The sequence below is a fragment of the Salinivibrio proteolyticus genome (assembly GCF_001996165.1).
Classification (GTDB): Bacteria; Pseudomonadota; Gammaproteobacteria; order Enterobacterales; family Vibrionaceae; genus Salinivibrio; species Salinivibrio proteolyticus.
Window position 1 is genome coordinate 15439 of the sequence record NZ_MUFP01000013.1, and the last position, 24558, is coordinate 39996.

A 24558-nucleotide genomic window follows, 5' to 3' on the forward strand; every position below is an offset into this window, starting at 1 on the left:
ACATGGTAACGTTTTTAGTCAAACGTCTGGTTCAGGCACTGGTAGTGATGTTTGTGATCAGTCTGGTGGCGTTTGCTATCCAGGACAACCTCGGCGACCCCTTGCGGGAGCTGGTGGGGCAATCAGTATCAGAAGCGGAGCGTAACGCGCTGCGCGATGAGATGGGACTTAACGATCCCTTTATTACCAAGTACACCCGTTTTATCGGTAAAGCGGTACAGGGCGACTTGGGAAATTCGTACTTCTTTAAACGTCCCGTGGTGGACGTGATTTTAGATAAGCTGGTAGCGACACTGGAGCTCGTCGCTGGGGCGGCGTTAATTATCGTTGTCGTGTCGATCCCACTTGGGGTGTATTCTGCCATTCATCCCAATAGCATTCTCACCAAAGTCATCATGGGCTTCAGTATTGTGGGGATCTCGATACCTGTTTTCTTAACCGCCATCATGTTGATGTATGTGTTCTCGATTGAGTTAGGTTGGTTGCCGTCGTATGGGCGAGGTGAAACGGCCAATTGGCTTGGTTGGGAGTCCGGCTTTTTCACCTTGGATGGCTTGGCGCACTTGGTGCTGCCCGCGGTCTCGCTGGCATCGATCATGTTACCGCTGTTTATTCGCTTAGTGCGCTCTGAAATGCTGGAAGCGCTTGGCACTGAATACGTGAAGTTTGCGCGTGCCAAAGGCTTGCCCCAGAAAAAGGTGTACTACCAGCATGCGTTGAAAAATACCATGTTGCCCGTTGTCACCGTCGGTGGGGTACAAATTGGTACCATGATTGCCTATACCATTTTGACGGAAACTGTCTTCCAATGGCCTGGCACGGGCTTTCTCTTCCTTGAAGCGATTAACCGTGTGGATACGCCACTGATCACCGCTTATGTGATTTTTGTCGGCTTGATATTTGTGGTCACGAATACCTTTGTTGATCTGCTCTATGGCCTTATCAACCCAACGGTCAATCTTACAGGTAAGGAGGCATAGGCAATGACACAAACAACCACTCAGCCAAACCGTTGGCAGCGCTTTTTAGCCTCAGACTTTCTCTATCACTTTAAGCGTGACAAAGTCGCGATGGCGAGTTTTACCGTCTTTGTCCTGTTCGTCTTATTTGCGCTATTTGCCCCGCTTATTGCGCCGACCAATCCTTACGATCTGACCATGATTGATATTATGGACTCAGAATTACCCCCGGCATGGATGGAGTGGAGCGATCCGCGTTTCCTATTAGGGACGGATAACCAAGGGCGCGATATTTTATCGACCATGATTTATGGTCTGCGTATCTCCCTGACCATTGGTCTGTGTGCGGTCGGTTTACAGCTCCTATTGGGTACTGTGATTGGGCTCAGTGCGGGCTATTTTGGTGGACGAATCGACAGCTTTTTCATGCGAATTGCCGATATTCAGTTATCGTTCTCGACCATGATGGTGGCGATCATTGTCTCGGCTATTTTTAAAGCCAGTTTTGGCAGTGAGTTTTATAGCCAATATGCCATCTTAATGCTGGTGGTGATTATCGGTATTGCAGAGTGGCCACAGTATGCCCGCACCATTCGTGCGTCTGTGCTTGCTGAAAAGAAGAAAGAGTACGTCGAAGCGGCGCGAGTGATGGGCTTTCGCTCCCCGCGGATCATGTTCCGCCATATTTTGCCCAACTGTCTTTCGCCCATTTTGGTGATTTCGACGGTACAGGTTGCCAACGCGATTATGTCGGAAGCGGCGCTATCCTTTTTGGGTTTGGGCATGCCGGTCGATCAGCCGTCCTTGGGCTCACTGATCAGTATCGGATTTAACTATATCTTCTCGGGGTCGTGGTGGATCACCGCCTTTCCTGGCATCGTACTGGTCTTGCTGGTATTAGTCATCAACTTGCTGGGCGATTGGCTGAGGGATGTTTTCAACCCCAAAATCTATAAAGGGTGAATAAAATGGCTGCGTTTGCAGCCATTTTTGTTGGAAGCTAACAGGCTGAGCAGCGCTCGCTTGAGTCGCCGCGTCACTTTGCTTAAGCTGACAACATTCGGTTTTCAGGAGAGCAAATCATGAGGTGGTTGCGACGTCTTGCGGTGAGTGCCGTAGCAACATGGGCGATCAGTGCGCCAGTGAATGCGGCGCAAACGCCGTGTGCGGTGATTGACCACCAACAAGGCTGGCCCATTATTGGTGAGCAGTGCGATATTGGTGAAGGATTATGGGGCAACCAAGCGCTTGACCCAAATAGCCATGCGTTTTGGATCCAGTGCGGGGCAACGGAAGGTGTGCCATCGCGCGCGTTTTTCCAGTCGCTGCGTCAAGGGTTGCCAGACTTGCCGTTTCAGGTGCATCTCCGTGATGGGCGCGGGCGTTGCCTGATTGGTCCGTATGATAATCCTGACGTGGCCCGTTTGGTGTTACAGCGTGTGCGCCAGTTCGGACCCACCCAAAAGGCTGTTATGCGTCAAACACGTCAGCCATTATCGGAACCGGCCGTTATTCGCTTACCCCCTTTAGCGACGCAGGCGAAGTCTATGGCGTCATCATCGACGATGGCAAAATCAACCATGTCAGCGAGCGCGTCCACCATTAACCTGAATCATTTTGGCTTGCCTGAGCCGGAAGCCGGCGATCAGCAATATGTGGAAAAGGATATCAATTGGTTGCGTATTGACTATGCAGGCGCGATGGCACGGTGCCAAAAAGAGGGCATGATGCTGGCAAGCCAAGCCGATTTAGCCGCGGTATCTAAGGCCACCGATCAGTTGCCTATGCGTTTACCTTATTGGGTGCAAGGAGCAATGGGCGTGGATGCCCGCACTGGGAAAGTGGTGACGCGTAATGCCGATGCGGCGTTAAACGTATTGTGTAAAAAGCGTTGACGCTCGGATGAAGAATAACAAACGCCCCGCTTGAAGCGGGGCGTTTTCGTTTGCTTGTGTCTCACTTTCCACGATTAAGCGGCAGGTGGTTGCTCGGGTAGCGCAAGTTTGAGTGCGGTGCGAGAGACATCGCTGGCCGCTTTTCCTTGATTGAGCTTATCCAATACATCGGCGAGATACGCGTAGTCGGTCACGTCCGCACGATACTCGAGGGCTTTCTCAAAGTGGCTACGCGCGTCTTGCCACTTCCCTTGTTGCATCAGCAACTGTCCTAACGCGCTATGGGTCACAGGATTACGGGAGTCGTACCTGAGGAGCTCTTCGAGCATGACCACGGCGGGATGAATGTCAGGCAGCTTTAAGCTGGGAAGCAGCGCAATCAGGCTGTCCTCCGGATGTTTTTTCAAGGCTTCTCGCAGCAGAATATAGGCTTCAGAGTCCGCGTTGCGCGCCACTAAGTGGCGTACCAGCCCCACCAACAGAGCGGGTTGGCTGCGTTTGGTTTTCGAGAGTCGATTCCAGTGGGTTAGCAGTCCCTCGGTGCCTTGTTGGCTGGCAATGTGTTCCATGACACCGAGTTCCGCACGCTCACTGAGTGCTTCCAATTGCGTCCCATCTAGAAGCTGAGCTTTTTTCAGCGTGGGCAGCAAATTCAATAACGCCGACCAATCTTCCAGCTGAATATAGGTGTCTTTAAGCAGGGATAGCATCACCGGGTTTCGAGGGTGTTGGCGCTTAATGGCACGCAACGACGCCAGTGCTTCTTCGTACTGACCGCTTTGGCTATGTAGTTGTGCACGGGTCAGGGCAAGTGCCAAGCTGTTGGCGTTAAGGTCGGCGGCTTGCTGGAGGTATTGATCTCTCGCATGAAGATCTTGACGCTGCTGCGCCGCTTCTGCAGCGGCCAGTAAATTATGCATGGGCGCGTCACTGAAAGGACGGGCTTTTGCTAATAGCTTCTCCGCTTGCTTCCATTCGCCTTCGCGTAATTTCATCAATCCCGTTTGGGTTTGCTTGCGTGCTTTGCGTTGTTTACGTCCTGATAACCAACCGCTGGCGGTGCTACTGAGCGAGAGCAGCTTGCGCAGCACCCACTCGAGCACCCATAACACCCCAATCAATCCAATAATGAGGATAATCAGAGTGGTAACACTCATCTCAAGTGTCTGTTCGGCAGCAGAGATCAGCACATACCCTTGTTGACCAGCAAGCTCCGGGCCGACGAGCAGACCGGCAAACAGTGCCAAGACAAGCAGTAGGAGTTTAATCATGACTGACCTCCTGTGAGTGGAGCGATGTCTCGACGCAGTCGAGTGTCGATTTCATCACTGACCAAGGCTTGGCTTTTGAGCTTGTTAGGTAAATCGATGCCGATTCTTTGCTGGTCGAGTGCATCGATTTGCTCGACAAAGCGTTCCGTCACGGTCGCATCTTGGTTATAAAAGCGAAGCGTCCAATCTTTGGCCATACCCAAGGCCTCATGATACAAGGCGTCATTACCTTGATAGACCGCGCGCATCGCTTGATCGAGCTTGTTCTTGACGTTCTCTTGCAAATAGTAGCTTTGCGTTGGCGACAACAGTGGGACAACATTGCCATCACGTTTTCGGTAGGTGACAAAGTTATCGACAAAATCTTTGACGGAGGTGGTGAGGTTGGTTTGCCAGTCATTAACCGATTCGCTCACCACCGGCTTTTCGGTTTCAATCGCGTCAGGGATCACCGCATTGGCAAGCGGTAAGGTTTCGACTTGCTGTTGCATACTGGTTAAACGCAGCACGATGCCGTCGCGATCAATACGTTTCACTGCTTTTAGCGCCGTAATATCGTCGGCCATCGCCTGACGAATGGGCATCAAAGAAGGATCGTTAAGCTGGGCAATGCGATGGTCGGCCGCCTCCATCAGCGCGGTGGCGCTTTGCGCGTCATGCTCGAGCCAAATCTTGCGTCCGGCCATACGAATTAGGTAATCCGCTTCGGCAAGCAGCCAGTCATTCGGACGGCGCCCTTTCACTTCGGCTACCGCTTTTTGCAAGCTCTTCAAGGTATTGTCTTGCTGCGCTAAGCGTGTTCGGGTGTCATCAACCACTTGCGCCCGCGCTTTTTCTGCTGCCTGTTGCTGGTCATTCAGGGCTTGCTCAAGACGTGCAATCTGCGCTTGCTGCGCGGATAGCGTGTTTTGCAGCACGGTGGCTTGTTGGTGGCCGTGGTAGAAAAGCCAACCACTCGAGCCCAGTGCAATGGCGATGGCAACCGCACCTAATACCAGTCCACCTCGGCTGCGTGTGGCAGGTTTAGACTTATTAGGCGCCGCTTTATTGTGCGAGGCGTGCGTATCTGGTGAAGAGGGAGTCGTGGCCTTGCTTTGCTTGGTGTCGGTGTTTTTGTTGTCAGTCATCCGAAAGTCCCGTTTTTCTTAACCTCAGCAGCGTGTAAACCAGTGCGTCATTGGCCACGCTGTCAACGGTCGTAATCGTGTCAAAACCGAGCGCAGTCGCTTGATCTTGAATCCTTTTACTGGGCACCAGTATACGGCATTGGCGCAGCCAGTGCTGTCCGCTCAGTGTGATAAGTTGATCAAAGTGGGCTAATTGTTGACCACTGGTTACCACCACGGTGGTAATCGTGTCTTGTGGCCAGCTTACTACTTGCGATACTAAAGGCTCAATCGCCCATTGTCGTAGATAGGCCTCGCAATAGTGAACTTGCCCGCCTTGCGACTGCAAGGTTTGCCCCATCATATCGCGTCCGCTCTCTCCGCGAAGAATGACCACCTGCTTCCCTTTTATCACGTTAAAAGGCGCCAATGAGAGCATGCCTTCGCTGTCTTCTCGGGTAGGATACTGTACCGGCTGGTTGGCAACCTGCTGCCATTCGTTGGCCGTGCGCTGACCGACGGCCACATAATGACAATGACGCGGCCACGCCATCCCCTGTTGTTGCAGAGCTTGATGGGTAAATGCGACCGCGCGGGGGCTAACGGCCACTAACACACTGCCAGCGGGGAGAGAGGAAAGTAGCGCGGGCAGTGACGGTAAACCTCGCCCCGGCGCAAAGCTAACCAGTGGGCAAGGCAAGGCCGCCAGCTTGTGTTGGGCAAGCTGGTCGACTAATTGGCTGCAATCCGGCTCGGGGCGAACAACAACAATGGTCATGCGTCGTCTTGATAAAGCTTATCCAAGATTTGACGTGCGCCTTGGGCGAGCAGTTGCTCGGCGAGATCGGTGCCCAGTTGTTCGCCTTTTTCGAGCGGTCCTGTAATTTCGCCGCGCAGAATGGTAGAGCCATCGGGCTCACCAACTAAGGCACGTAGCCAGATTTTGTCGCCTTGGATTTCTGAATAACTGCCAATCGGAACCTGACAGCCGCCTTCGAGGCGATTGTTCATCGCGCGTTCGCACAATACGCGTTGAGTGGTGTTGGCGTCAGACAGCGGGGCCAACAAGGTACGAATACGTTCATCATCCAATCGACATTCAATTCCTACCGCGCCTTGGCCAACCGCGGGTAAGATCACTTCTGGCGGGATTTCGCTGCGAATGCGATCGTGCAAGCCCAGTCGTTTTAACCCAGCTGCTGCGAGGATGATGGCGTCATATTGGCCATCGTCGAGTTTACCGAGACGCGTGCCGACATTGCCGCGCAATGTATTGACCACCAAGTCGGGGCGGCGCTCACGAAGCTGGGATTCTCGACGTAAGCTGGAGGTGCCTACCACCGCCCCTTCGGGCAATGCATCAATGCTGTCGTAATGATTAGAGACAAAGGCGTCACGCGGGTCGCCACGTTCACAAATGGTGACCAGCCCCAGTCCTTCAGGAAATTCGACCGGGACGTCTTTCATCGAGTGCACGGCGATGTCGGCGCGACCGTCGAGCATGGCTTGCTCGAGCTCTTTAATAAACAACCCTTTACCGCCAATCTTGGCGAGCGGCGTGTCCAGAATCACGTCACCTTTTGTGACCATCGGCACCAGCTCGACGGATAAACCTGGGTGTGACTGCTCAAGAGCCGCTTTAACAAACTCCGCCTGCCACAAGGCCAGAGGGCTTTTGCGTGTCGCAATGCGTACGGGGGTTGAATACATGATTTGCTTTCCTTCTTACACAATGGCGCCCATCCTATCATTGGCGTTGCGCTGGACGTAATCTCTCCTGACGCGTTTGCGCATTTATGGCGTGCTGGTCGCGATATAGGTGAAAAAATGTGATCAATCGCTTATTATTACAGCAAATTGTTACTTGGAAAGACGGCATTTTTGCTGGTCTACGACTAAGGTTGTAGAGCGAAAAAGATTGATGTTGGTCTCAAAAATCGCCTATAGTGCGGCACAGATACCACCACACAGGCATCGGGGTTATTGGCTTTACCCGAGTTGTCTAGAGTGTTACATTGATCACGTTTTGTTATCTGCAATTGGGCGGATACGGTGAAGACAGTAACGTCGACCTGTTGACCGGGATGTCAACGAATCTGGATGATTGCCTTGCAAACATACGTTGAACAGCAAACTGAACGCATCGAAGCGTTTAACCGTGTGAGAATGGATCGCGCGCGGTCAGCCATGAGCCGACAGGCTCAAGCGGTTTTCGATGTGCTGCCAGTGCTTTTACATCTAAACCATCCGGCTTTACCGGGGTTTTTTGACGACAGCGTGCCCTTTGGCATTGCCGATTACGAGCTTGATGAGACACAACGTCAGTTTGTCTCCGATTGCCTGATCCACACAGACACCCGTTTCTCCTCTCTAACTGCGCGTTTTGAGCACGATCAGCGCCTGCCGATTAAAGGCATGTATACCATGGGCAGTACCGGCTCCATGGGACAAAGCCTTACCAGTGACCTCGATATTTGGGTATGTGTGGATGCCTCCGTCAGCGCGGCGCAGCGCGAGATGCTGGATGCCAAGTGCACCGCTATTTCAGAGTGGGCCCTCAACCAAGGGGTAGAAGCGAACTTCTTTGTGGTCTGCGAGGGGCGTTTTCGCCATCACTTGTCACAGGCGATGACCAGTGACAACTGTGGCACCAGTCAGCATTTTCTTTTGCTGGATGAGTTTTATCGCTCCTCCATGCGACTCGCTGGCCAAAAACTGTTGTGGTACATGGTGCCACCAGAGATGGAGGCGTGCTACGAGGACTATGTGGATACGCTGGTCGCTGACCATGGCCTTGACCGTCGTGATTGGGTCGACTTTGGTGGTCTGCCGACCATCCCAGCCGAAGAATATTTTGGCTCAAGCTTGTGGCAACTGTATAAAAGCATTGATTCACCGTATAAGTCTGTCCTCAAAGCGATTTTGCTCGAAGCCTACTCATGGCAGTATCCCGGCACCCAGCTTCTGAGTGTGGATGGCAAACGCCGTTTCTATGCTGGTTGGGTCGATGTGTATCAGTCCGACGCCTATTATTTGATGCTGGAAAAAGTCACCCGTTATTTGGAATCCATTGGTGACACCCGTCGTCTCGACCTTGTACGTCGTTGTTTTTATCTAAAAACCCATGAGAAATTGACCCAGGCGCCGTCGACTGGCTCGGTCGCATGGCGTCGTGACGTGTTGCGATTGCTAACTCGTGAGTGGGGCTGGGATGAACAGGCGCTGGCCTACCTCGACAACCGCCGTTACTGGAAAGTCGAGGAGGTAAAATACGCGCACAACGAGCTGCTTGACGCCTTGATGCAAAGCTATCGGAACCTGATCCGCTTTGCCCGCCGCAACGATATTACGTCCGCGATTAGCCCACAAGACATCAGTATTCTCGCTCGTAAACTGTATGCCGCCTTTGAAGAATTGCCGGGTAAAGTGACCTTATTGAATCCGCAAATTTCGCCGGATTTACACGAATCGGATCTCACCTTTATTCAGGTCTCGGAAGGGCGCACCAATGCGCCGGGTTGGTATTTGTATAAGCACTCGCTTGACCCGGTCGATATCATTGGTCGCGCGCCGCTAGAGCACAATGCTTATTTATCCAAACTGGTGGCGTGGGCGTTTTTCAACGGCTTGCTGACGGAGTCAACCCATTTGCACACCGTGGTGCGCGATGCGGATGTTGATATTGATACCTTGTATCAGCTGGTCAGTGACATGCGGAACACCTTCTCCTTGCGCCCACCGCGCCCGACATTGGATGCGCTGTCGAGCCCATGTGAAATTCGCCAGCTCGCGCTGTTTGTCAATTTAGAGCAAGACCCGACATCGGCATACAAAAAACCGTCGATGCGTTTTGACTTCAAAAACAGTGATATTTTCAGCTACGGTCCCGAACAAACTTGTTTGGTGGGGAGTGTCGATCTCGTTTATCGCAACTCGTGGAATGAAGTTCGGACCCTGAATTACCGTGGCGATGATGCCATTTTGGAAGCATTGAAAACCATGCTGGGCAAAATGCACCAAGATGCGCTTCCCCCAGAGTCTGTGGACGTGTTCTGCTATTCTAGCAAGATGCGTGGCTTAATTCGTAATCTGGTCTACCAATTGGTCGCTGAGTGCATTGAATTGCGCTTAAAACCGATTGAAAAGGAAAAGCGCCGCCGCTTTAAAGCATTACGCATCGGCAAGCAGACCCATGGTTTGTTCTTCGAGCGCCGTGGCGTGTCAGTACAGCGGTTAGAAAACTCGGTGGATTTTTATCGCTGTATTTCCACCAATAAGGTCAACGGCACGCCGGTGATGGTGGTCGATAACCCACAAGATGTGCATCCGCCTGAAGTGGTTGATGCTTACGCCAGTGAAGGCTTGGTGCAGTTTTTCTTTGAAGATTGTACCAATGGCTACAATCTCTATATTCTCGACGAAAACAATCGGGTGGAAGTGTATCGCCAGTGCAGCGGGGATAAAACCGAAATGGTACAGGGCGTAAACCGTTTCTATACCTCTTCTCATGACCGCTACAGCTACAGTGCCAATTTTATCAACTTTAACTTGCCGCAGTTTTATCAAATCGTGACCGATGAGCAGGGTGAAACCCAAGCCTTGCCGTTTAAATGCGATCCACAATGGCAGCCGCCGCGACAGCCGCCACATCAAGGACTAGCCGGTCAGGTAGCGTCATTTAAATAGTCAACGAGCGCGGCCCGTGTGAGGCTCGCGCTGTGTCGATTGTCCACCAAGATCACCAAGAAACAGGTTCGCCTGCGTGCTTGCTGCACTCTTGCTGCACCAGATCCATCAACACGAGTCCCGTTTTGCTGCAGGTCCATTCGCCGTCTTTGAGGGCAAAGTGGAATCCACCGCTTTTCGACGCGAGCCAGATTTCTTGCATCGGCTCTTGGCGGTTAATGATGATTTGGCTGCCATCATCGAACTCCAGCGTCATTACGTTGCCAACGCTCTCATAATCGATGTCGGCGCCTGAGTCATCGATACCTTCTTCAATGGCCTGCATTTGTAAATCGACCAACTGATGATATTCCGTTGTGTTCATCCCGTTACATCCTATTGCTTTTCATGGTTGTGATGCGATTATAGAGGGCATTGACTCGATAATCACTGGCATTCACTATGCGAAAACTCGTCATTTTACTGATGCTCACTGGCATCATGACACTGACCGGCTGTGGCCAACAAGGGCCCCTGTATTATCCGGACCAACAACCGACGCAAAATCAATAACCAACGACGACAGGGAAGAACACCTTGGATTATTTCAATTATCAGGACGACGGCCAGCTGTGGGCCGAATCATTGCCTTTGACCCAGCTTGCCGATAATCACGGCACACCCTTGTACGTCTATTCACGTGCAACCTTTGAGCGCCATTGGCACGCGTTTGATCGCGCCGTAGGCGATCATCCGCATTTGGTATGCTATGCCGTTAAAGCAAACTCCAATATCGGTGTGTTAAATGTGCTGGCACGCTTGGGGTCAGGATTTGATATTGTCTCTCAAGGTGAACTCGAGCGCGTGCTCGTCGCCGGTGGTGATCCCGCGAAAGTGGTGTTTTCTGGCGTGGGGAAAACGGCCGCAGAAATGCGTCGTGCACTGGAAGTAGGCATCAAATGCTTCAATGTGGAATCACACTCTGAACTCGATCGCTTAAACCAAGTGGCGGGCGAGTTGGGTGTGCAAGCGCCGATATCGTTGCGTATTAACCCTGATGTGGATGCCAACACCCACCCCTACATCTCAACGGGCTTAAAGGAAAACAAATTTGGTATTGCCTTTGCGGAGGCGTTGAATAGTTTTCGTTATGCAGCCAGCTTGCCACACCTTAAGGTCGAAGGCATTGACTGTCATATCGGCTCACAACTGACCGAACTCGCACCTTTTATTGAATCTACCGACCGCTTGTTGGCGTTGATTGATACCTTGGGCGATGAAGGTATTACGATTCGTCATCTGGATGTGGGTGGCGGATTAGGCGTGACCTATAGCGACGAGAAACCGCCTCAGCCATCGGAGTATGCCAGAGCGTTGTTGGCGCGTTTGGACAATCATCGTCATCTTGAGCTGATTTTTGAGCCGGGCCGTGCGATTGCCGCCAATGCGGGGGTGTTGCTGACCAAGGTTGAGTTTCTCAAGCACAGTGAGCATAAAAACTTTGCCATTATCGATGCGGGGATGAACGATTTAATTCGTCCGTCACTGTATCAAGCCTATCAAGAAATCATTCCCGTGGTGCCGCGCCAAGGGGAACCACAAACCTATGATTTAGTAGGACCAGTTTGCGAAACGGGTGATTACTTGGGCAAAGACCGCTCGCTGGTGTTAGAAGCGGGTGATTTACTGGCGGTACGCTCAGCCGGCGCATATGGCTTTGTGATGGCGTCAAACTATAACTCACGCTGCCGCCCCGCCGAGGTCATGGTCGATGGCGACCAAGCACACCTTGTGCGCGAGCGCGAAAACTTGGCGTCGTTATGGCAGCTTGAACAGCGCCTACCAGAATAAGGATTGGCATGCAGGTACAGTTTGCAAAAATGCACGGGCTGGGCAACGACTTCATGGTGGTTGACTGTGTCACGCAAAACGCGTTCTTTTCGCCGGATCTGATTCGGCGTCTGGCCGATCGTCATCGTGGCGTCGGCTTTGACCAGCTATTGGTCGTGGAGCCGCCCTACGATCCTGAGACAGATTTCCATTATCGCATTTTTAACCCTGACGCATCGGAAGTATCGCAATGTGGCAATGGTGCGCGCTGCTTTGCGCGTTTCGTGCGAATGAAAGGGCTGACCAATAAGCATCAGATCAGCGTGAGCACCCAAGCCGGTAAAATGCTGCTGCACATTGAAAACGACAATCAGGTGCGCGTGAACATGGGCGAGCCGGAATTCACGCCGGGGAAAATTCCGTTTCGTGCCAACTCACAAGAAAAAACCTACTTGATGCGGGTGGCGGAACAGACCTTGTTTGTCGGCGCCGTGAGCATGGGCAACCCGCATGTGGTGACCGTGGTTGAGGATGTCGACCACGCCGACGTGGACACCTTGGGACCGCTACTTGAAAGTCACGAACGCTTCCCTGAGCGGGTCAATGCCGGCTTTATGCAGATCCTTTCCCGCAATGCGATTAAGCTTAGAGTGTACGAACGCGGTGCCGGTGAAACCCAAGCCTGTGGCAGTGGCGCGTGTGCCGCGGTTGCGGTCGGGATTATACAAGGCGTGCTTGATGAGCAAGTAACGGTGAGTTTACCCGGTGGAGATCTACGCATTCGCTGGCGCGGGCCGGGCCATCCCTTATCAATGACAGGCCCAGCGACACATGTATTTGATGGACAATTGCAATTATGAATGATGGGGTAGAAGCCTCGACACTGGAAACCATGCCGCTGAGCGAAGAGGCGGTGGCGGCGTATTTAAAAGACAATCCAGATTTTTTTATTCGCCATCGCGATTTGCTGACGCAGCTGACCGTGCCACACGGTGAGCAAGGCGCGGTATCGCTGGTGGAAATTCAACTTAAGCGCCTGCGTGAGCGGGTAGCGGAGTTGGAAGAAGACATTACCCAACTGATGAGCCTAGGGGCGAAAAACGATGCCCTTTTCCGTGCTTTTGCTGAAGCGCATCAGGCACTGTTGCGTGCCAACACGCCACAGGCGGTGCAAGCGGCGTTAACGGCACTTAGCGAGCAACTGCAACTGACCGTTAGCTTACGGGTGTATGCGCCTATCGACGGGCTGCAGACCATGCCGCGTCAGGCGGTGGATCAATTAAAAAGCCATCATTTTGCCGGACGTCGTTGTTATCTCGGGCGCTTGCGCCGTGTGGATGCGGAAGCGGTGATGGCAACGCCACCGGAGCTAGGCTCTTTTGCGCTGGTACCGATTAAAGGGGAAGGCAAAGAGTGGGGACTGTTGAGCTTTGCGAGCGCAGATGGCGGGCACTTTCAGCCAGACATGGACACCCTTTTTATCGAACAGCTGGCTGCACACTTGGCCATCTTATGTAGTCAGTGGACAAACAAGGGTGAGCGTCAGTGACAGCGATAACGCCTGACCAAGCAGCTCCCCGCTCACTGACGGTCCCGCTTGACCGCTTTTATCAATATCAGCTCAGCGAACGGGGCCTCAGTGCCCATACGCAACGCAATTATCAGCGCCAGTTAGATAAGATTGTCGACTTTCTGACCGCGCGGGGCATCGCCCATTGGCAAGATGTGGATGCTGACTGGGTGCGACAAATTTCGAGCCAAGCCAAACGCGATGGCCTTAAACCGGGCAGTATTGCGTTGCGGTTGTCCGCGTTGCGTAGCTTTTTCGACTACCTCGTTCTCACTGAGCAGCTCGCGGCTAATCCGGCCAAAGGGGTCGCCGCGCCTAAGCAAGGGCGCCAGTTGCCGAAAAACCTCGATGTGGATGAAATGAATCAGCTGCTCGAGGTGGATCAAGACGACCCGCTGTCGGTGCGGGATCGGGCAATGATGGAACTGATGTATGGCGCAGGATTGCGTTTGGCCGAGCTGGTGGATCTCGACGTGCGTGATGTCTCGGTACGTAAAGGGGATTTGCGTGTCACCGGTAAAGGGGAAAAAGAGCGCATCGTGCCTTTTTCCGGCATGGCCAAAACTTGGGTGATGAACTGGCTGAAAGTGCGCAACCAGCTCCTCAAAGGGCCAGAAGAGGCGCTATTTATCTCTAAACTTGGCCAGCGAATTTCGCACCGTAGCGTGCAAAAACGTATGGCGGAGTGGGGACAAAAGCAGGCGGTGAATAGCCACATTAATCCTCACAAACTGCGCCACAGTTTTGCCACTCACATGCTGGAATCGTCCGGGGATTTGCGCGCAGTGCAAGAGTTGCTTGGCCATGCCGATTTAAGCACCACACAAATTTATACCCATTTGGACTTTCAACACCTGGCGAAAGTATATGACGCGGCGCATCCCCGTGCCCGCAGCACAGGGGCTAGCAAACCTCGCGCAGGTAAAAAAAACAACTCGGAGTCGTGATATGAAATTTTATCGTCGCTTAAACGCGTTTGATGCGGTGAGTTTTGACTTGGATGATACCTTGTACGATAACTGGCCGGTGATCGCACGTGCGGAGGCGGCGCTAAACGACTATTTGAGTGAGCACTGCCCGCCGCTCGCCGCGCTTGATAAAGCCACCCTTGCGGGATTTCGCCGCCAAGCCCGTGACCAGAACCCTGCCCAACGCTTTGATGTTACCGCGATGCGGGTTGCCCAGCTGACGCTTGCCGGTGAACATGTTGGTTTAACTGCGGAGAAGGCGCGCGCACAAGCCCAAGCGGCAACCACCTTCTTTTGCGGATATCGCAGTGACTTTACTCCGCCGGCGCAAAGTTTGGCTTATTTAAAAGCCTGGTCCGAGAAACTGCCATTGGTGGCCATCACCAACGGTAACGTCGACACCGATGCGATTGGCCTGACGCCGTTTTTCCAGCATATTTTCCGTGCCGGTGAACACGGGGCAGCCAAGCCGAGCCCAGAGATGTTTGATAAAGCCGCGCAGGCCTTGGGCATCGCCCCGGCGCGTATTTTACATGTGGGCGATCACTTAAGTTCGGATGTAGCTGGCGCGCGCCAAGCGGGCATGCAAGCATGTTGGATCCGCCCAGAGCGCCAATCCCCCATGATGCATAAAGGACGCACCTTACCGGATGTGGCGATCGACGATTTATCTGAGCTCGATACCCTTATTCAGCAACGGCACCGCTAATAGGTGCCGCTTGGTTTGCGGGTTAGCCAGTTATCGAGGTTAAGCCAACCCGGCCCCCACACACTGACCACCAACAAGATCACGCCCCACATAATGTGGTCATCATAGCCACGCTCCCATAGCAGTGGGTAGGAGGCGACCGCGACAATGTTGAACACAAATAACGCCAACGTCATTGGCCGTGCGAGCAGGCCCAAAGCAACAAATATCGGCAAAATCAGCTCCGTCGCGGTCCCTAAATAAGCGGCCAGCTGCCACGGCAGCAACGGCACCTGATACTCATACTCGAACAGGTATAGAGTGCTGTCCCAGTTTTGGTATTTGATCAGCCCGGATTGAAAAAAAATCCACGCCACGTAGACGCGACCCATTAGCAGAAGTAACGGCTGCAGTGGGGTAAGCGCGCGGGCGAAGGTGTGATTGATTGTGGTTAGCCACATGGCTTACTCCTTAGCATTGCAGGCAGTCGTTGGGGTGGTAAATGCATTCATAGCCGCGAGCTCAGACACACACGCAAGTTGCGCCTGTGACAGGGCGCCTAATGGAGTGTGTGGGCAGGCGTTGAGCACACTGACATGATGGGTATTGAGCGCGTACCAATGCACCTTGTCTTGGTTAGCAACCAGTAATAAAGCTTGCGGCTTCTCGACCACCAAGCCTTCGAACTGCTCCGTGGCGATCGCTTGCCACACGTCACTGACTGCGTAGTCGCTTTCAAATAGACGCGCTTGATGGTTGAGCGGTAAACAAACCTGCGCTTGTTGCTCAGGGCTTAGCGACGCGAGCGCGCTGCCTTCAAACGTCGGAGAGGGAGGGGTGAGAGTGAGCACCACTTGCGCCCACTCAAAACGGGCAAGTTCGGCGCAACAAGGCACGGGCTCGATAATATTGGGCAGGGCGCGCAAGGTCGCATCGAACTGTGCGCCATAGTCTTCCATCACCCCGGTTTGCGGGGGATGCACCATCGCATGATGACGCGCTACCGCATCAAAACACGCCTCACCCAGTAGTGCACAGGTCTTGGGATACACGCATTTTAGCGTGTCAGTGAGGGTGACCACATAATGGTTGCGATAAATCTGCAATCGCTTGTCAGCGGCAAGGCGACCGCCTTTTATCGGCAGCGGCTGAGGGTCATCTCGCAATGTGGCAGCAAAGGCCTGCTGCAGGACTGCCAGCGTCATACCGCCTCCTTATGTCGAGCCAGTCGATGGTGGGCTTTGGCCGCTTCTGCTAACAATCGCTCGGGTGCGGGCAAGTCAGTATCCCACTCAATGAGGGTGTGGCGAGGGCCGTGGCGGTCAATCCAGTGTTGATAGAGCGTCCATACTGCCTCGCTAACCGGTTGGTTATGAGTGTCTATCCAAATTTCTCCTGCGGGGGTGTGCTTGACGGTAAACCCAGCAAGGTGAATTTCTTTCACCGCATGGGCGGGAATCGCGTCAAGGTAGGTGCTGGCGCTAAAATCATGGTTAAACGCGCTGACATGAACGTTGTTTAAATCGAGCAGTAAATCGCAGCCCGTGCGAGCGTGCACTTCGGCGAGAAATTCCCATTCGTGGTAGTCACCCTGAGCAAAGCTTAAATAGCTCGATGGGTTCTCAATCAGCAGAGGACGCTGCAGCGCGTCTTGAACCTGTTGCACATTGGTGCAAAACACCCGCAATGCCTGCTCGGTGTAGGGGAGGGGGAGTAAATCGTGAAAGTGCTGCCCGTCTATCCGGCTCCAACTTAAATGGTCAGACACAAACAGTGGCTCGACGTGTTTGACCAGTGTACACAGTTTGTCTAAATGGGCCCGATCAAGCGGCTCGTCGCTCCCCAGCGATAATCCCACGCCATGACAGCTGATGGCGTAATCCTCACGTAACCGCATCAGGGTTGAGAAGGCAGGACGGTGGGGACGGAAATAGTTTTCACTGTGAATTTCTAACCAGCCAAGCTTTGGGCGATATTGGTCGAAGTAGGCGAGATGTGGTTGTCTGAGCCCCACGCCGGTCAAAACGGTTGCCTCATCCATGGTTGCTCCTTGTGGTCAAATGACAAAGCCCGGGGTTAGCCCGGGCGCGCCATATCACGATGACGAGGTACTGCCGCCGGCTAAGCGATCGCATAAGCCTTTTGGTACCATCACAAACGCATCTTTTTGGCCGTCTTCGGTGGAGGTGCCCGCGCAGGAGCTGGTGTTGGTGGCGCAGTCATTTTGTCCGGCTTTGGCGACGCCATAGCATTTTTCTTTTTCTGCCGCATGGGCCGGTGCGCTAGTGAGTGTGGTCGCGCCTACGGCCAGCAATCCTGTGACAGCGGCGGCAACCGCTAGGTTAGTATGTTTCATCATGCTTCCTCTTCTTGTTCCGTGTTGGTGTTATCAGCCCACTGATTGGTGGTGGGCCTATAAACCAAGATAGGAAAACACTGCGCAATCTTTCACCACTTAAGCGATTTTTTTGCGTGCTGGTGGCTAACCTGCTGAATTATTGTTTAAAAAAGTTGCGTCGGGATCGGGCGCGCAATTTAGTGGCGAGCTGGTATAATCGCTAACCAGTGTATAAATACCCAGTAAAATGGCAGGTGGCGATGGACGTATCAACTCTTCTTGACGGACTCAACGACAAACAGCGTGAAGCCGTGGCCGCGCCGCTCGGCAACCATTTGGTGTTGGCAGGTGCTGGCAGTGGTAAAACCCGGGTGCTGGTTCATCGTATGGCTTGGCTGATGCGGGTCGAAGAGGCATCGCCGTTCTCGGTGATGGCGGTCACCTTCACCAACAAAGCGGCAGCGGAAATGCGCGGTCGTATCGAGCAATTGATGCAAGGCACCGCCTCTGGCATGTGGTGTGGCACCTTCCACGGCATTTGCCACCGTATTCTCCGTGCCCACTATTTGGACGCCAACCTGCCACAAGACTTCCAAATTCTTGATTCAGACGATCAGCAGCGTTTGCTACGTCGGTTAATTAAAGCGCAAAACTTGGATGAAAAACATTGGCCCGCCAAGCAAGCGAGTTGGTACATCAATGGCAAAAAAGACGAAGGGTTGCGTCCCAAGCACATTGATACCCGCCATGATCCGGTTGAGAGCACTTGGCTGCGGATTTATCAGGCTTATCAAGAAGCCTGTGATCGCGCCGGTTTGGTGGATTTTGCCGAGATCTTGCTGCGAACGTTAGAGTTATTGCGCGATAAAGCGGTGATCCGCGAACACTACCAAGCGCGTTTCCAGCACATTTTGGTGGATGAGTTCCAAGATACCAACAACATCCAATATGCTTGGTTGCGCATGATGGCGGGCCAACAGGCGCATGTGATGATTGTGGGGGACGACGACCAATCCATTTACGGCTGGCGTGGCGCGAAAGTGGAAAATATTCAGCGTTTTCTGGATGATTTCACCACCCCGCAGACCATTCGTTTGGAGCAAAACTACCGCTCAACCAGTACGATTTTGCAAGCGGCGAACACCCTGATTGAAAACAATGCCGACCGGATGGGCAAAAGCCTGTGGACCGAGGGCAAAGAGGGTGAGCCCATCTCTGTGTATGCCGGTTTTAATGAACTGGATGAAGCGCGTTTTGTGGTCGGGAAAATCAAAACTTGGCAGGACGAAGGCGGCGCGCTCACCGACAGCGCGATTTTATACCGCAACAACGCCCAATCTCGGGTGCTGGAAGAAGCCTTAATTCAAGCCGGTCTCCCTTATCGTATCTACGGCGGCATGCGCTTTTTCGAACGTCAGGAAATCAAAGATGCGCTGGCCTATTTACGTTTGATGACGAATCGCAATGACGATGCGGCGTTTGAGCGGGTGGTAAACACGCCCACTCGGGGGATTGGTGATCGCACCCTTGAGACGCTTCGTGGCGCGGCGCGCGATCGTGGACAAACCTTATGGCACACGGCCGAGCAAATCTTGGCAGAAAAAGCACTGGCAGGACGCGCAGCCAATGCGCTGGGCCGGTTTATCGAGCTGGTCAATGCGCTAGAAGATGACACCCGTGACATGGCACTGTATCAACAAACCGATGCGGTGATCCGTCACTCCGGCTTGCGCGCCATGTACGAGCAAGAAAAAGGTGAAAAAGCGCAAGCGCGTGTCGATAACTTGGAAGAGTTGGTGACGGCTACGCGCCAATTTACGCCTCCTGAAGAGGCGGAAGCGGAAGGGATGACACCGCTGTCGGCGTTCTTGGCCCACGCCGCCCTTGAGGCCGGTGAAGGCCAAGCGGACGAGTTTGATGATGCGGTCCAATTGATGACCTTACACAGTGCCAAAGGCCTCGAATTCCCCTTAGTCTTTATGGTCGGGGTGGAAGAGGGTATGTTCCCCAGCCAGATGTCAGCCGAAGAAGCGGGCCGCTTAGAAGAAGAGCGTCGCCTTTGCTATGTCGGCATGACGCGAGCGATGGAAAAGCTCTATCTGACCTACGCAGAAATGCGCCGTGTGTACGGCAAAGACATGTTCCATAAGATCTCGCGCTTTATTCGTGAGCTGCCCGAGGCCTGCTTGGAAGAAGTGCGGATGCGTGCCAATGTCTCACGCCCTGCCGCAAGCGGTGGTCGTTTTTCCAAAACGCAGACTCAGGAGAACTTTAACCAAACCGGGTTTAGTTTGGGTCAGCGGGTTCAACACCCTAAATTTGGTGAAGGCACCATCATCAACTTTGAAGGCAGTGGCGGACAAAGCCGCGTGCAAGTTGCCTTTAATGGGGAAGGGATTAAGTGGTTGGTGACTCAGTACGCCAAACTGGAAGCGCTTTAAGCTCGACCGGTTAACGCCAAAAAACGCCCAGCCTCGGCTGGGCGTGTTGGTATTTATCCTATCACCTGCGTTTTTCAGCTGCATCGTTAGCCGAACACGCCGGCTTGCCAAACGACCGCACCACCTAGCAGCAAAAACAACAGCGCACACAGCCCATCGATAATCGGGGCGACTTTGGTGAGCACTTGCTGTACGCGACTGCCTGATAGCAGCCAGGCGAGTGACGAAAACCAGCCTAATGAGAGCAGAAACACCACCGCCACGGCCATGGCTTTGCCGCTGGCAGACATGCTCGCCGGTACCAAGGTACTCATCAACGAAATAAAAAACACCAAGGCTTTCGGATTAAAAAGGTTGGTCAGCACCCCTTTCCAAAAGGCCTGTTTTTGGCCGCGTACCGCAGGCGCATCATTGGCGGTTTGCACTGGCGATGTGGTGGCGGCGAGCAAACCTTTAATCGCGCTAAGACCTAAATACATCAGCACACTGCCCCCCGCCACCTGCACCCACATAAAGAGTTGTGGGTGCTGATGTACCAACAGGCTGATGCCGGTAATGCTCAGTATTGTGTGCGCCAAAATACTCAGCGATAACCCCAGCGCAATCGCCAAGCCAGTGGCACGGCCATAACGGGTCGCATTTTGGAGCACCAAGGCAAAGTCGGGCCCGGGGCTGAGCAGCGCAATCATATGTACCCCCGCCAGCGTGGCGAGAATAGTCAACTCACTCATCCTGATTTTCCCGCTGACAAAGGTGTGGTCTCTATCTTGGCCTCTTTCTGTCGCTTAGCTCGATAGGCATCAAAGCTAAATATTGCCAAGGCGGCCCAAATAAAGGCAAAGGTAGTGGCTTTATCTGGGGTAAAGGGTTCGTCATACAAGCCGACGGCAAGTAAAAACATTAAGCTGGGGCCGATATATTGGAAAAAGCCCAATACTGTTAAGGGTAAGCGGGTGGCGGCGCCGGTAAAGCACAGTAAAGGCACCGTCGTGATCAAACCGGCAGCGGCCAGTAACATATTCAGGCTGATAGGATTATCGAGCAGGTTGGCGCTGGGTGTATCGGCAAACTGCCACAGATAAATCAGCGCAACGGGCAAGAGTGTGCAGGTCTCCACAAACAAACCCGGCACCGCAGGGAGATTGATTTTTTTGCGCAGTAAGCCGTAAATCGCAAAACTGGTGGCCAGCACTAACGCAATCCAAGGCAGTGAACCAAAGGTGATCAGTTGTACCAATACCCCCGTCAACGCCAGCGCCGCTGCAAGCCACTGTAGACGGCGGAAACGCTCACCAAGAAAGATCATCCCCAGCGCCACGTTCACCAGTGGATTAATGTAGTAGCCAAGGCTGGCATCCAGCATGCGGTTATTGACTATTGCCCAGATAAAAATCAGCCAATTACAGCCAATAAAGCAAGAGGTGAGCATCAACATCAACAGCTTTTTCGGCTCGCGGACAATCGGCTTGAGCTGATAAAAACGACGGGTGAAAAAAAGCAGCAATGCCAAAAAAACAAACGACCACAATACCCGGTGCGCCAAAATTTCCGGCGCCGGAATATGGTTGACCGTTTTAAAGTACATGGGGGCGATACCCCACATAATGTAGGCCGCAAGGGCCAGTAACACGCCTTGGCGTGTGCGTTTTGGATCAGGAATCACAGCGCAGTCTCGTTATAAGTGTCGGTCAGGGATGAACACGAACGTGTGCATGTTGACTAGATGTAACAAGTTGTAAGGGCGGGCGCAAGCACCTTTCTCTGTGCTCAGGGTTTCATCGCTTACGGGGTGTCGGTAGAATGAGCGCCAGTTTGAGTAATGAGCTTGATTATGTCCGCCACTCCCGCCCATGCCGATGCGTCCGAAACTGACGTCGCTACTGCTGATCCTGCCATGAGTCCTGCCCATCAGGTACTCAAAGCGGTGTTTGGTTATCACCAGTTCCGCGAGGGTCAGCAAGCGGTGATTGATGCGGCGATTGCGGGGCGTGACGCCTTGGTGATTATGCCGACCGGGGGAGGGAAATCACTGTGTTATCAGATCCCCGCATTGGTGCGCACTGGCCTGACCGTGGTGATTTCACCTTTGATTTCATTGATGAAAGATCAGGTTGACCAGCTTAATGCTAATGGTGTTGCCGCGGCGTGCTTAAACTCAGCGATGACGCCTGAGGCGCAAGCAGACACCTTGCGCGCGTTAAATCAGGGGGAGGTGAAGCTACTTTATGTATCGCCTGAGCGCGCGTTAGGGCGCGACTTTATCCATCGCTTAACCGAGTGGCAACTGGCGTTGATTGCGGTCGACGAAGCGCACTGTATTTCCCAATGGGGCCATGACTTTCGCCGCGAATATGCCTCTTTAGGCCAGCTCAAACAGCACTTTCCTGATGTGCCTGTGATGGCGCTGACAGCCACCGCGGATGCCACCACGCGCGAGGATATTTTATCCCGCCTTGCTCTGCACGATCCCTTGGTGCATCTGGGTAGCTTTGACCGCCCTAACATTCGCTACACCTTGCTGGAAAAGCACAAACCTTTGGCCCAATTGGTGCAGTTTCTGAGCGGTCAACGCGGCCAATCAGGGATTGTCTATTGCAATAGCCGTAAGCGGGTTGAGCAGGTCACTCAAAAACTGTGTGATAACAATATGCTCGCCGCTGCCTACCATGCGGGAATGAGCACTGAGGCGCGCGGCTCTGTGCAAGAGGCGTTTCAACGTGACGATGTCAACATTGTGGTGGCGACTGTGGCGTTTGGGATGGGGATCAATAAGCCCAATGTCCGCTTTGTGGTGCACTATGATGTGCCGCGCAATATTGAATCTTACTACCAAGAAACCGGCCGTGCCGGACGAGATGGGCTACCTGCTGAAGCGGTGTTGTTGTACGACCCCTCCGACATGGGATGGCTCCATCGCTGCTTGGAAGAAAAGCCGGATGGGCCCCAAAAGCAGGTCGAAAGCCATAAACTGACCGCGATGGGCGCGTTTGCTGAAGCGCAAACCTGTCGCCGTTTAGTGCTCCTAAACTACTTTGGCGAGAATCGCCAAACCCCATGTGGCAACTGTGATATTTGTCTCGACCCGCCCACCCATTTTGATGGCACCGAACAAGCACAAAAAGCGCTGTCGTGCGTGTACCGTGTTAACCAAAGTTTTGGGGTTGGATACGTGGTGGAAGTGTTGCGCGGGATGCAAAATCAGCGCATTAAAGATCATGGCCATGACAAGCTCTCTACCTACGGCATCGGACGAGAGTGGAGCCATGAATACTGGGTAAGCATTATTCGCCAATTGATCCATCGCGGTTATCTGGTGCAAAACATTGCCCGTAGCTCGGTGCTGCAGTTAACTGAACAAGCGCGACCATTACTGCGCAGCGAGATTGCCCTCGAACTGGCGGTACCGCGTATTGGCCTCAGCCCTCGCACCAAAGCCAACAAGCTGAGCCAGCGCCATTACGATAAAAAACTGTTCGCCAAGCTGCGTAAGTTACGTAAAGCCATTGCTGACGAAGAAGATATTCCACCTTATGTGGTGTTTAACGACGCAACCTTGATGGAAATGGCCGAGATGCTGCCGTCATCGCAAGCGGAGCTCCTAGCGGTCAGTGGCGTCGGACAGCGCAAGCTAGAAAAATTCGGCGATGCGTTTTTGGACTTGATTGACGATCACTTGAGTTTGAGCGAGTACGGCTATGGCACCGAGTAATTGGCAATTGATAGCGTCCGACAACACCTTGGCGTTTTATCAGCCGCAGCTTAATGCGGATAATGGCAAAGAAATCTGTCAGCCATTGCTGCAAGCCCTCGAAGCCTCTGTGATTGAGTGCCAACAAGACGCGGACATGATGACTTGGCTGATTGATTTTGAAGGCGCGCGTTTGATGCTCAAAGCAGCACATTACACCCAGAGCGTGTGGTTAGAAGCGTTGGATGAGGAGGGCGATGAGGTGATTAGCTTTTTGCGCCGCTGGTGGACGCGTCATCCGCCTCTTTAAATTGCGCTGGCACCGTTTCTTGATTGCTGTATAATTCGCCACCTCGCGCTGCCTGTAGACGGGTAGCTAAGTATTTTGGGTTCCCTCGCCCCCAATGACAAAAAGGTGCACTATGAGCCACTTTTCTCTTGCTCAGCAGCGTAAAGCGCTGGGTTACCTCGTGATTTTTCATCTACTGATCATTGCCTCCAGTAACTATTTGGTGCAGATCCCCTTTACGGTTTGGGGTTTCCACACCACGTGGGGGGCGTTTACCTTTCCGTTTATTTTCTTGGCCACTGATTTAACCGTCAGGATCTATGGTCCGGCATTGGCACGCCGTATTATCTTGCTGGTAATGGTCCCCTCGCTGCTGATTTCCTACGTGTTATCCGTCTTGTTCTATCAAGGCAGTTACCAAGGGTTTGCGGAGCTGGGCACATTTAACCTCACCGTCGCTCGGATTGCGATTGCCAGCTTTATGGCTTACTTACTGGGTCAGATTTTAGATATTCATGTGTTCAATCGGTTACGCCAGCAGCGCCAATGGTGGGTGGCACCGAGTTGTTCCACTTTGTTTGGTAATGCGTCAGACACGCTCGCGTTCTTTGCGATTGCATTTTACCAAAGCCAAGATACCTTTATGGCCGAGCACTGGGTTGAAATTGCTTTGGTAGACTATGCCTTTAAGCTGATTATTAGCTTGGGGCTGTTTATTCCTATGTATGGGGTATTGCTCAACCTGATTATTCGACGAATCACACAGGTGACGCCGTCGGCGACGGTGCAGCAAACGTCCTAATCAGTAGCAGAATAAAGAGTCGCATCGCGGCTCTTTTTTTACGTCAAT

Annotated in this window: 25 protein-coding genes; 14 read left to right on the forward strand and 11 right to left on the reverse strand. The window is 53.0% G+C overall.

The window, feature by feature from the left end; genetic code table 11:
- The first annotated feature begins 2 nt into the window (after positions 1–2).
- The 3 genes from BZJ19_RS10810 (at position 3) to BZJ19_RS10820 (ending at position 2854) form a co-directional block, all read left to right on the forward strand.
- Positions 3–980, forward strand: coding sequence for an ABC transporter permease (locus tag BZJ19_RS10810; protein ID WP_069590320.1), 978 nt, complete (start codon positions 3–5; stop codon positions 978–980).
- A 3-nt stretch (positions 981–983) separates the two neighbouring features.
- Positions 984–1922, forward strand: a complete 939-nt coding sequence (locus BZJ19_RS10815; RefSeq protein WP_077675641.1) for an ABC transporter permease — start codon at positions 984–986, stop codon at positions 1920–1922.
- Between the two features lie 119 nt (positions 1923–2041).
- The gene (locus BZJ19_RS10820; protein ID WP_077675642.1) at positions 2042–2854 is read left to right on the forward strand and encodes a hypothetical protein; all 813 of its coding nucleotides are present in this window, start codon (positions 2042–2044) and stop codon (positions 2852–2854) included.
- Positions 2855–2928: 74 nt separating this feature from the next.
- Here the strand turns inward: BZJ19_RS10820 and BZJ19_RS10825 are convergent, their stop codons facing one another.
- From BZJ19_RS10825 to hemC, 4 genes are read right to left on the reverse strand one after another with little or no spacing between them, the layout of a single operon-like run.
- Complete coding sequence (locus tag BZJ19_RS10825) at positions 2929–4125, reverse strand: heme biosynthesis HemY N-terminal domain-containing protein (RefSeq protein ID WP_077675643.1); 1197 nt, start codon at positions 4123–4125, stop codon at positions 2929–2931.
- Positions 4122–5252 carry a uroporphyrinogen-III C-methyltransferase gene (locus BZJ19_RS10830; RefSeq protein ID WP_077675644.1) on the reverse strand — a complete coding sequence of 377 codons (1131 nt, stop codon included), beginning with the start codon at positions 5250–5252 and terminating at the stop codon, positions 4122–4124. Before BZJ19_RS10830 ends, BZJ19_RS10825 begins: the two co-directional genes overlap by 4 nt.
- The gene (locus tag BZJ19_RS10835) at positions 5245–6009 is read right to left on the reverse strand and encodes a uroporphyrinogen-III synthase (protein WP_077675645.1); all 765 of its coding nucleotides are present in this window, start codon (positions 6007–6009) and stop codon (positions 5245–5247) included. The genes BZJ19_RS10830 and BZJ19_RS10835 overlap by 8 nt, the downstream gene beginning before the upstream one ends.
- Positions 6006–6941, reverse strand: a complete 936-nt coding sequence (gene hemC, locus BZJ19_RS10840) for a hydroxymethylbilane synthase (RefSeq protein ID WP_069590307.1) — start codon at positions 6939–6941, stop codon at positions 6006–6008. The genes BZJ19_RS10835 and hemC overlap by 4 nt, the downstream gene beginning before the upstream one ends.
- Positions 6942–7340: 399 nt before the next feature.
- Here hemC and BZJ19_RS10845 point away from each other — a divergent pair, with 399 nt between their 5' ends.
- Complete coding sequence (locus BZJ19_RS10845; protein WP_475141777.1) at positions 7341–9917, forward strand: class I adenylate cyclase; 2577 nt, start codon at positions 7341–7343, stop codon at positions 9915–9917.
- A 52-nt stretch (positions 9918–9969) separates the two neighbouring features.
- On the opposite strand, the gene cyaY is transcribed toward BZJ19_RS10845, so the two are convergent.
- A complete protein-coding gene (cyaY, locus tag BZJ19_RS10850) occupies positions 9970–10281 on the reverse strand; it encodes an iron donor protein CyaY (protein ID WP_077455777.1) in 312 nt (103 codons plus the stop codon).
- 77 nt (positions 10282–10358) lie between these two features.
- Between cyaY and lptM the strand changes: the two genes are divergently transcribed.
- Genes lptM through BZJ19_RS10880 form a run of 6 tightly spaced genes read left to right on the forward strand, consistent with a single transcriptional unit; the run spans position 10359 to position 14973 of the window.
- Positions 10359–10469, forward strand: a complete 111-nt coding sequence (gene lptM, locus BZJ19_RS17005; protein WP_101494787.1) for an LPS translocon maturation chaperone LptM — start codon at positions 10359–10361, stop codon at positions 10467–10469.
- 24 nt (positions 10470–10493) lie between these two features.
- On the forward strand, positions 10494–11747 hold the full coding sequence (gene lysA / locus BZJ19_RS10860; protein ID WP_077675646.1) for a diaminopimelate decarboxylase: 1254 nt from the start codon (positions 10494–10496) through the stop codon (positions 11745–11747).
- A gap of 8 nt (positions 11748–11755) precedes the next feature.
- Positions 11756–12586, forward strand: a complete 831-nt coding sequence (gene dapF, locus BZJ19_RS10865) for a diaminopimelate epimerase (protein ID WP_077579518.1) — start codon at positions 11756–11758, stop codon at positions 12584–12586.
- Positions 12583–13275, forward strand: a complete 693-nt coding sequence (locus BZJ19_RS10870) for a DUF484 family protein (RefSeq protein WP_077675647.1) — start codon at positions 12583–12585, stop codon at positions 13273–13275. Before dapF ends, BZJ19_RS10870 begins: the two co-directional genes overlap by 4 nt.
- Positions 13272–14243 carry a tyrosine recombinase XerC gene (xerC, locus tag BZJ19_RS10875; protein ID WP_276526537.1) on the forward strand — a complete coding sequence of 324 codons (972 nt, stop codon included), beginning with the start codon at positions 13272–13274 and terminating at the stop codon, positions 14241–14243. Before BZJ19_RS10870 ends, xerC begins: the two co-directional genes overlap by 4 nt.
- A gap of 1 nt (position 14244) precedes the next feature.
- Complete coding sequence (locus tag BZJ19_RS10880; RefSeq protein WP_157891182.1) at positions 14245–14973, forward strand: HAD-IA family hydrolase; 729 nt, start codon at positions 14245–14247, stop codon at positions 14971–14973.
- On the opposite strand, the gene BZJ19_RS10885 is transcribed toward BZJ19_RS10880, so the two are convergent.
- The 4 genes from BZJ19_RS10885 to BZJ19_RS10900 are packed head-to-tail and all read right to left on the reverse strand — an operon-like array spanning position 14970 to position 17308.
- A complete protein-coding gene (locus BZJ19_RS10885) occupies positions 14970–15413 on the reverse strand; it encodes a DoxX family protein (protein WP_077675648.1) in 444 nt (147 codons plus the stop codon). The two genes, BZJ19_RS10880 and BZJ19_RS10885, sit on opposite strands and share 4 nt — an antisense overlap.
- Positions 15414–15416: 3 nt before the next feature.
- Positions 15417–16157 (reverse strand): HvfC/BufC N-terminal domain-containing protein, encoded by a 741-nt coding sequence (locus BZJ19_RS10890; RefSeq protein WP_077675649.1) that lies wholly within the window; start codon positions 16155–16157, stop codon positions 15417–15419.
- Positions 16154–16993, reverse strand: a complete 840-nt coding sequence (gene bufB / locus BZJ19_RS10895) for an MNIO family bufferin maturase (RefSeq protein ID WP_077675650.1) — start codon at positions 16991–16993, stop codon at positions 16154–16156. Before bufB ends, BZJ19_RS10890 begins: the two co-directional genes overlap by 4 nt.
- A 54-nt stretch (positions 16994–17047) precedes the next feature.
- The gene (locus BZJ19_RS10900; RefSeq protein WP_046074463.1) at positions 17048–17308 is read right to left on the reverse strand and encodes a BufA1 family periplasmic bufferin-type metallophore; all 261 of its coding nucleotides are present in this window, start codon (positions 17306–17308) and stop codon (positions 17048–17050) included.
- A 242-nt stretch (positions 17309–17550) separates the two neighbouring features.
- Here BZJ19_RS10900 and uvrD point away from each other — a divergent pair, with 242 nt between their 5' ends.
- A complete protein-coding gene (uvrD, locus tag BZJ19_RS10905; RefSeq protein ID WP_077675651.1) occupies positions 17551–19731 on the forward strand; it encodes a DNA helicase II in 2181 nt (726 codons plus the stop codon).
- Positions 19732–19817: 86 nt separating this feature from the next.
- Here the strand turns inward: uvrD and BZJ19_RS10910 are convergent, their stop codons facing one another.
- The gene (locus BZJ19_RS10910; RefSeq protein ID WP_077675652.1) at positions 19818–20462 is read right to left on the reverse strand and encodes a LysE family translocator; all 645 of its coding nucleotides are present in this window, start codon (positions 20460–20462) and stop codon (positions 19818–19820) included.
- Entirely contained in the window at positions 20459–21391 is a 933-nt protein-coding gene (gene rarD / locus BZJ19_RS10915) for an EamA family transporter RarD (RefSeq protein WP_077675684.1), read from the reverse strand. Before rarD ends, BZJ19_RS10910 begins: the two co-directional genes overlap by 4 nt.
- 234 nt (positions 21392–21625) lie before the next feature.
- On the opposite strand from rarD, the gene recQ reads away from it, so the two are divergent.
- From recQ to BZJ19_RS10930, 3 genes are all read left to right on the forward strand, one after another.
- Positions 21626–23440 (forward strand): ATP-dependent DNA helicase RecQ, encoded by a 1815-nt coding sequence (gene recQ, locus BZJ19_RS10920; RefSeq protein WP_167370409.1) that lies wholly within the window; start codon positions 21626–21628, stop codon positions 23438–23440.
- Positions 23427–23729 (forward strand): DUF3630 family protein, encoded by a 303-nt coding sequence (locus tag BZJ19_RS10925; protein WP_077675653.1) that lies wholly within the window; start codon positions 23427–23429, stop codon positions 23727–23729. The genes recQ and BZJ19_RS10925 overlap by 14 nt, the downstream gene beginning before the upstream one ends.
- Before the next feature lie 112 nt (positions 23730–23841).
- Positions 23842–24510, forward strand: coding sequence for a 7-cyano-7-deazaguanine/7-aminomethyl-7-deazaguanine transporter (locus BZJ19_RS10930; RefSeq protein WP_077479941.1), 669 nt, complete (start codon positions 23842–23844; stop codon positions 24508–24510).
- The last annotated feature ends 48 nt before the right edge of the window (positions 24511–24558 follow it).

What these genes read in the sequence shown, in the direction of transcription:
- dapF (WP_077579518.1), top strand. Translation starts at nt 11,756, where the DNA reads ATGCAGGTACAGTTTGCAAAAATGCACGGGCTGGGCAACGACTTCATG.
- BZJ19_RS10890 (WP_077675649.1), bottom strand. Translation starts at nt 16,157, where the DNA reads ATGACGCTGGCAGTCCTGCAGCAGGCCTTTGCTGCCACATTGCGAGAT.
- BZJ19_RS10835 (WP_077675645.1), bottom strand. Translation starts at nt 6,009, where the DNA reads ATGACCATTGTTGTTGTTCGCCCCGAGCCGGATTGCAGCCAATTAGTC.
- lptM (WP_101494787.1), top strand. Translation starts at nt 10,359, where the DNA reads ATGCGAAAACTCGTCATTTTACTGATGCTCACTGGCATCATGACACTG.
- BZJ19_RS10820 (WP_077675642.1), top strand. Translation starts at nt 2,042, where the DNA reads ATGAGGTGGTTGCGACGTCTTGCGGTGAGTGCCGTAGCAACATGGGCG.
- BZJ19_RS10885 (WP_077675648.1), bottom strand. Translation starts at nt 15,413, where the DNA reads ATGTGGCTAACCACAATCAATCACACCTTCGCCCGCGCGCTTACCCCA.
- BZJ19_RS10900 (WP_046074463.1), bottom strand. Translation starts at nt 17,308, where the DNA reads ATGAAACATACTAACCTAGCGGTTGCCGCCGCTGTCACAGGATTGCTG.
- BZJ19_RS10910 (WP_077675652.1), bottom strand. Translation starts at nt 20,462, where the DNA reads ATGAGTGAGTTGACTATTCTCGCCACGCTGGCGGGGGTACATATGATT.
- BZJ19_RS10815 (WP_077675641.1), top strand. Translation starts at nt 984, where the DNA reads ATGACACAAACAACCACTCAGCCAAACCGTTGGCAGCGCTTTTTAGCC.
- BZJ19_RS10870 (WP_077675647.1), top strand. Translation starts at nt 12,583, where the DNA reads ATGAATGATGGGGTAGAAGCCTCGACACTGGAAACCATGCCGCTGAGC.
- BZJ19_RS10830 (WP_077675644.1), bottom strand. Translation starts at nt 5,252, where the DNA reads ATGACTGACAACAAAAACACCGACACCAAGCAAAGCAAGGCCACGACT.
- uvrD (WP_077675651.1), top strand. Translation starts at nt 17,551, where the DNA reads ATGGACGTATCAACTCTTCTTGACGGACTCAACGACAAACAGCGTGAA.
- BZJ19_RS10810 (WP_069590320.1), top strand. Translation starts at nt 3, where the DNA reads ATGGTAACGTTTTTAGTCAAACGTCTGGTTCAGGCACTGGTAGTGATG.
- BZJ19_RS10825 (WP_077675643.1), bottom strand. Translation starts at nt 4,125, where the DNA reads ATGATTAAACTCCTACTGCTTGTCTTGGCACTGTTTGCCGGTCTGCTC.
- hemC (WP_069590307.1), bottom strand. Translation starts at nt 6,941, where the DNA reads ATGTATTCAACCCCCGTACGCATTGCGACACGCAAAAGCCCTCTGGCC.
- bufB (WP_077675650.1), bottom strand. Translation starts at nt 16,993, where the DNA reads ATGGATGAGGCAACCGTTTTGACCGGCGTGGGGCTCAGACAACCACAT.
- BZJ19_RS10880 (WP_157891182.1), top strand. Translation starts at nt 14,245, where the DNA reads ATGAAATTTTATCGTCGCTTAAACGCGTTTGATGCGGTGAGTTTTGAC.
- recQ (WP_167370409.1), top strand. Translation starts at nt 21,626, where the DNA reads ATGAGTCCTGCCCATCAGGTACTCAAAGCGGTGTTTGGTTATCACCAG.
- BZJ19_RS10930 (WP_077479941.1), top strand. Translation starts at nt 23,842, where the DNA reads ATGAGCCACTTTTCTCTTGCTCAGCAGCGTAAAGCGCTGGGTTACCTC.
- BZJ19_RS10925 (WP_077675653.1), top strand. Translation starts at nt 23,427, where the DNA reads ATGGCACCGAGTAATTGGCAATTGATAGCGTCCGACAACACCTTGGCG.
- cyaY (WP_077455777.1), bottom strand. Translation starts at nt 10,281, where the DNA reads ATGAACACAACGGAATATCATCAGTTGGTCGATTTACAAATGCAGGCC.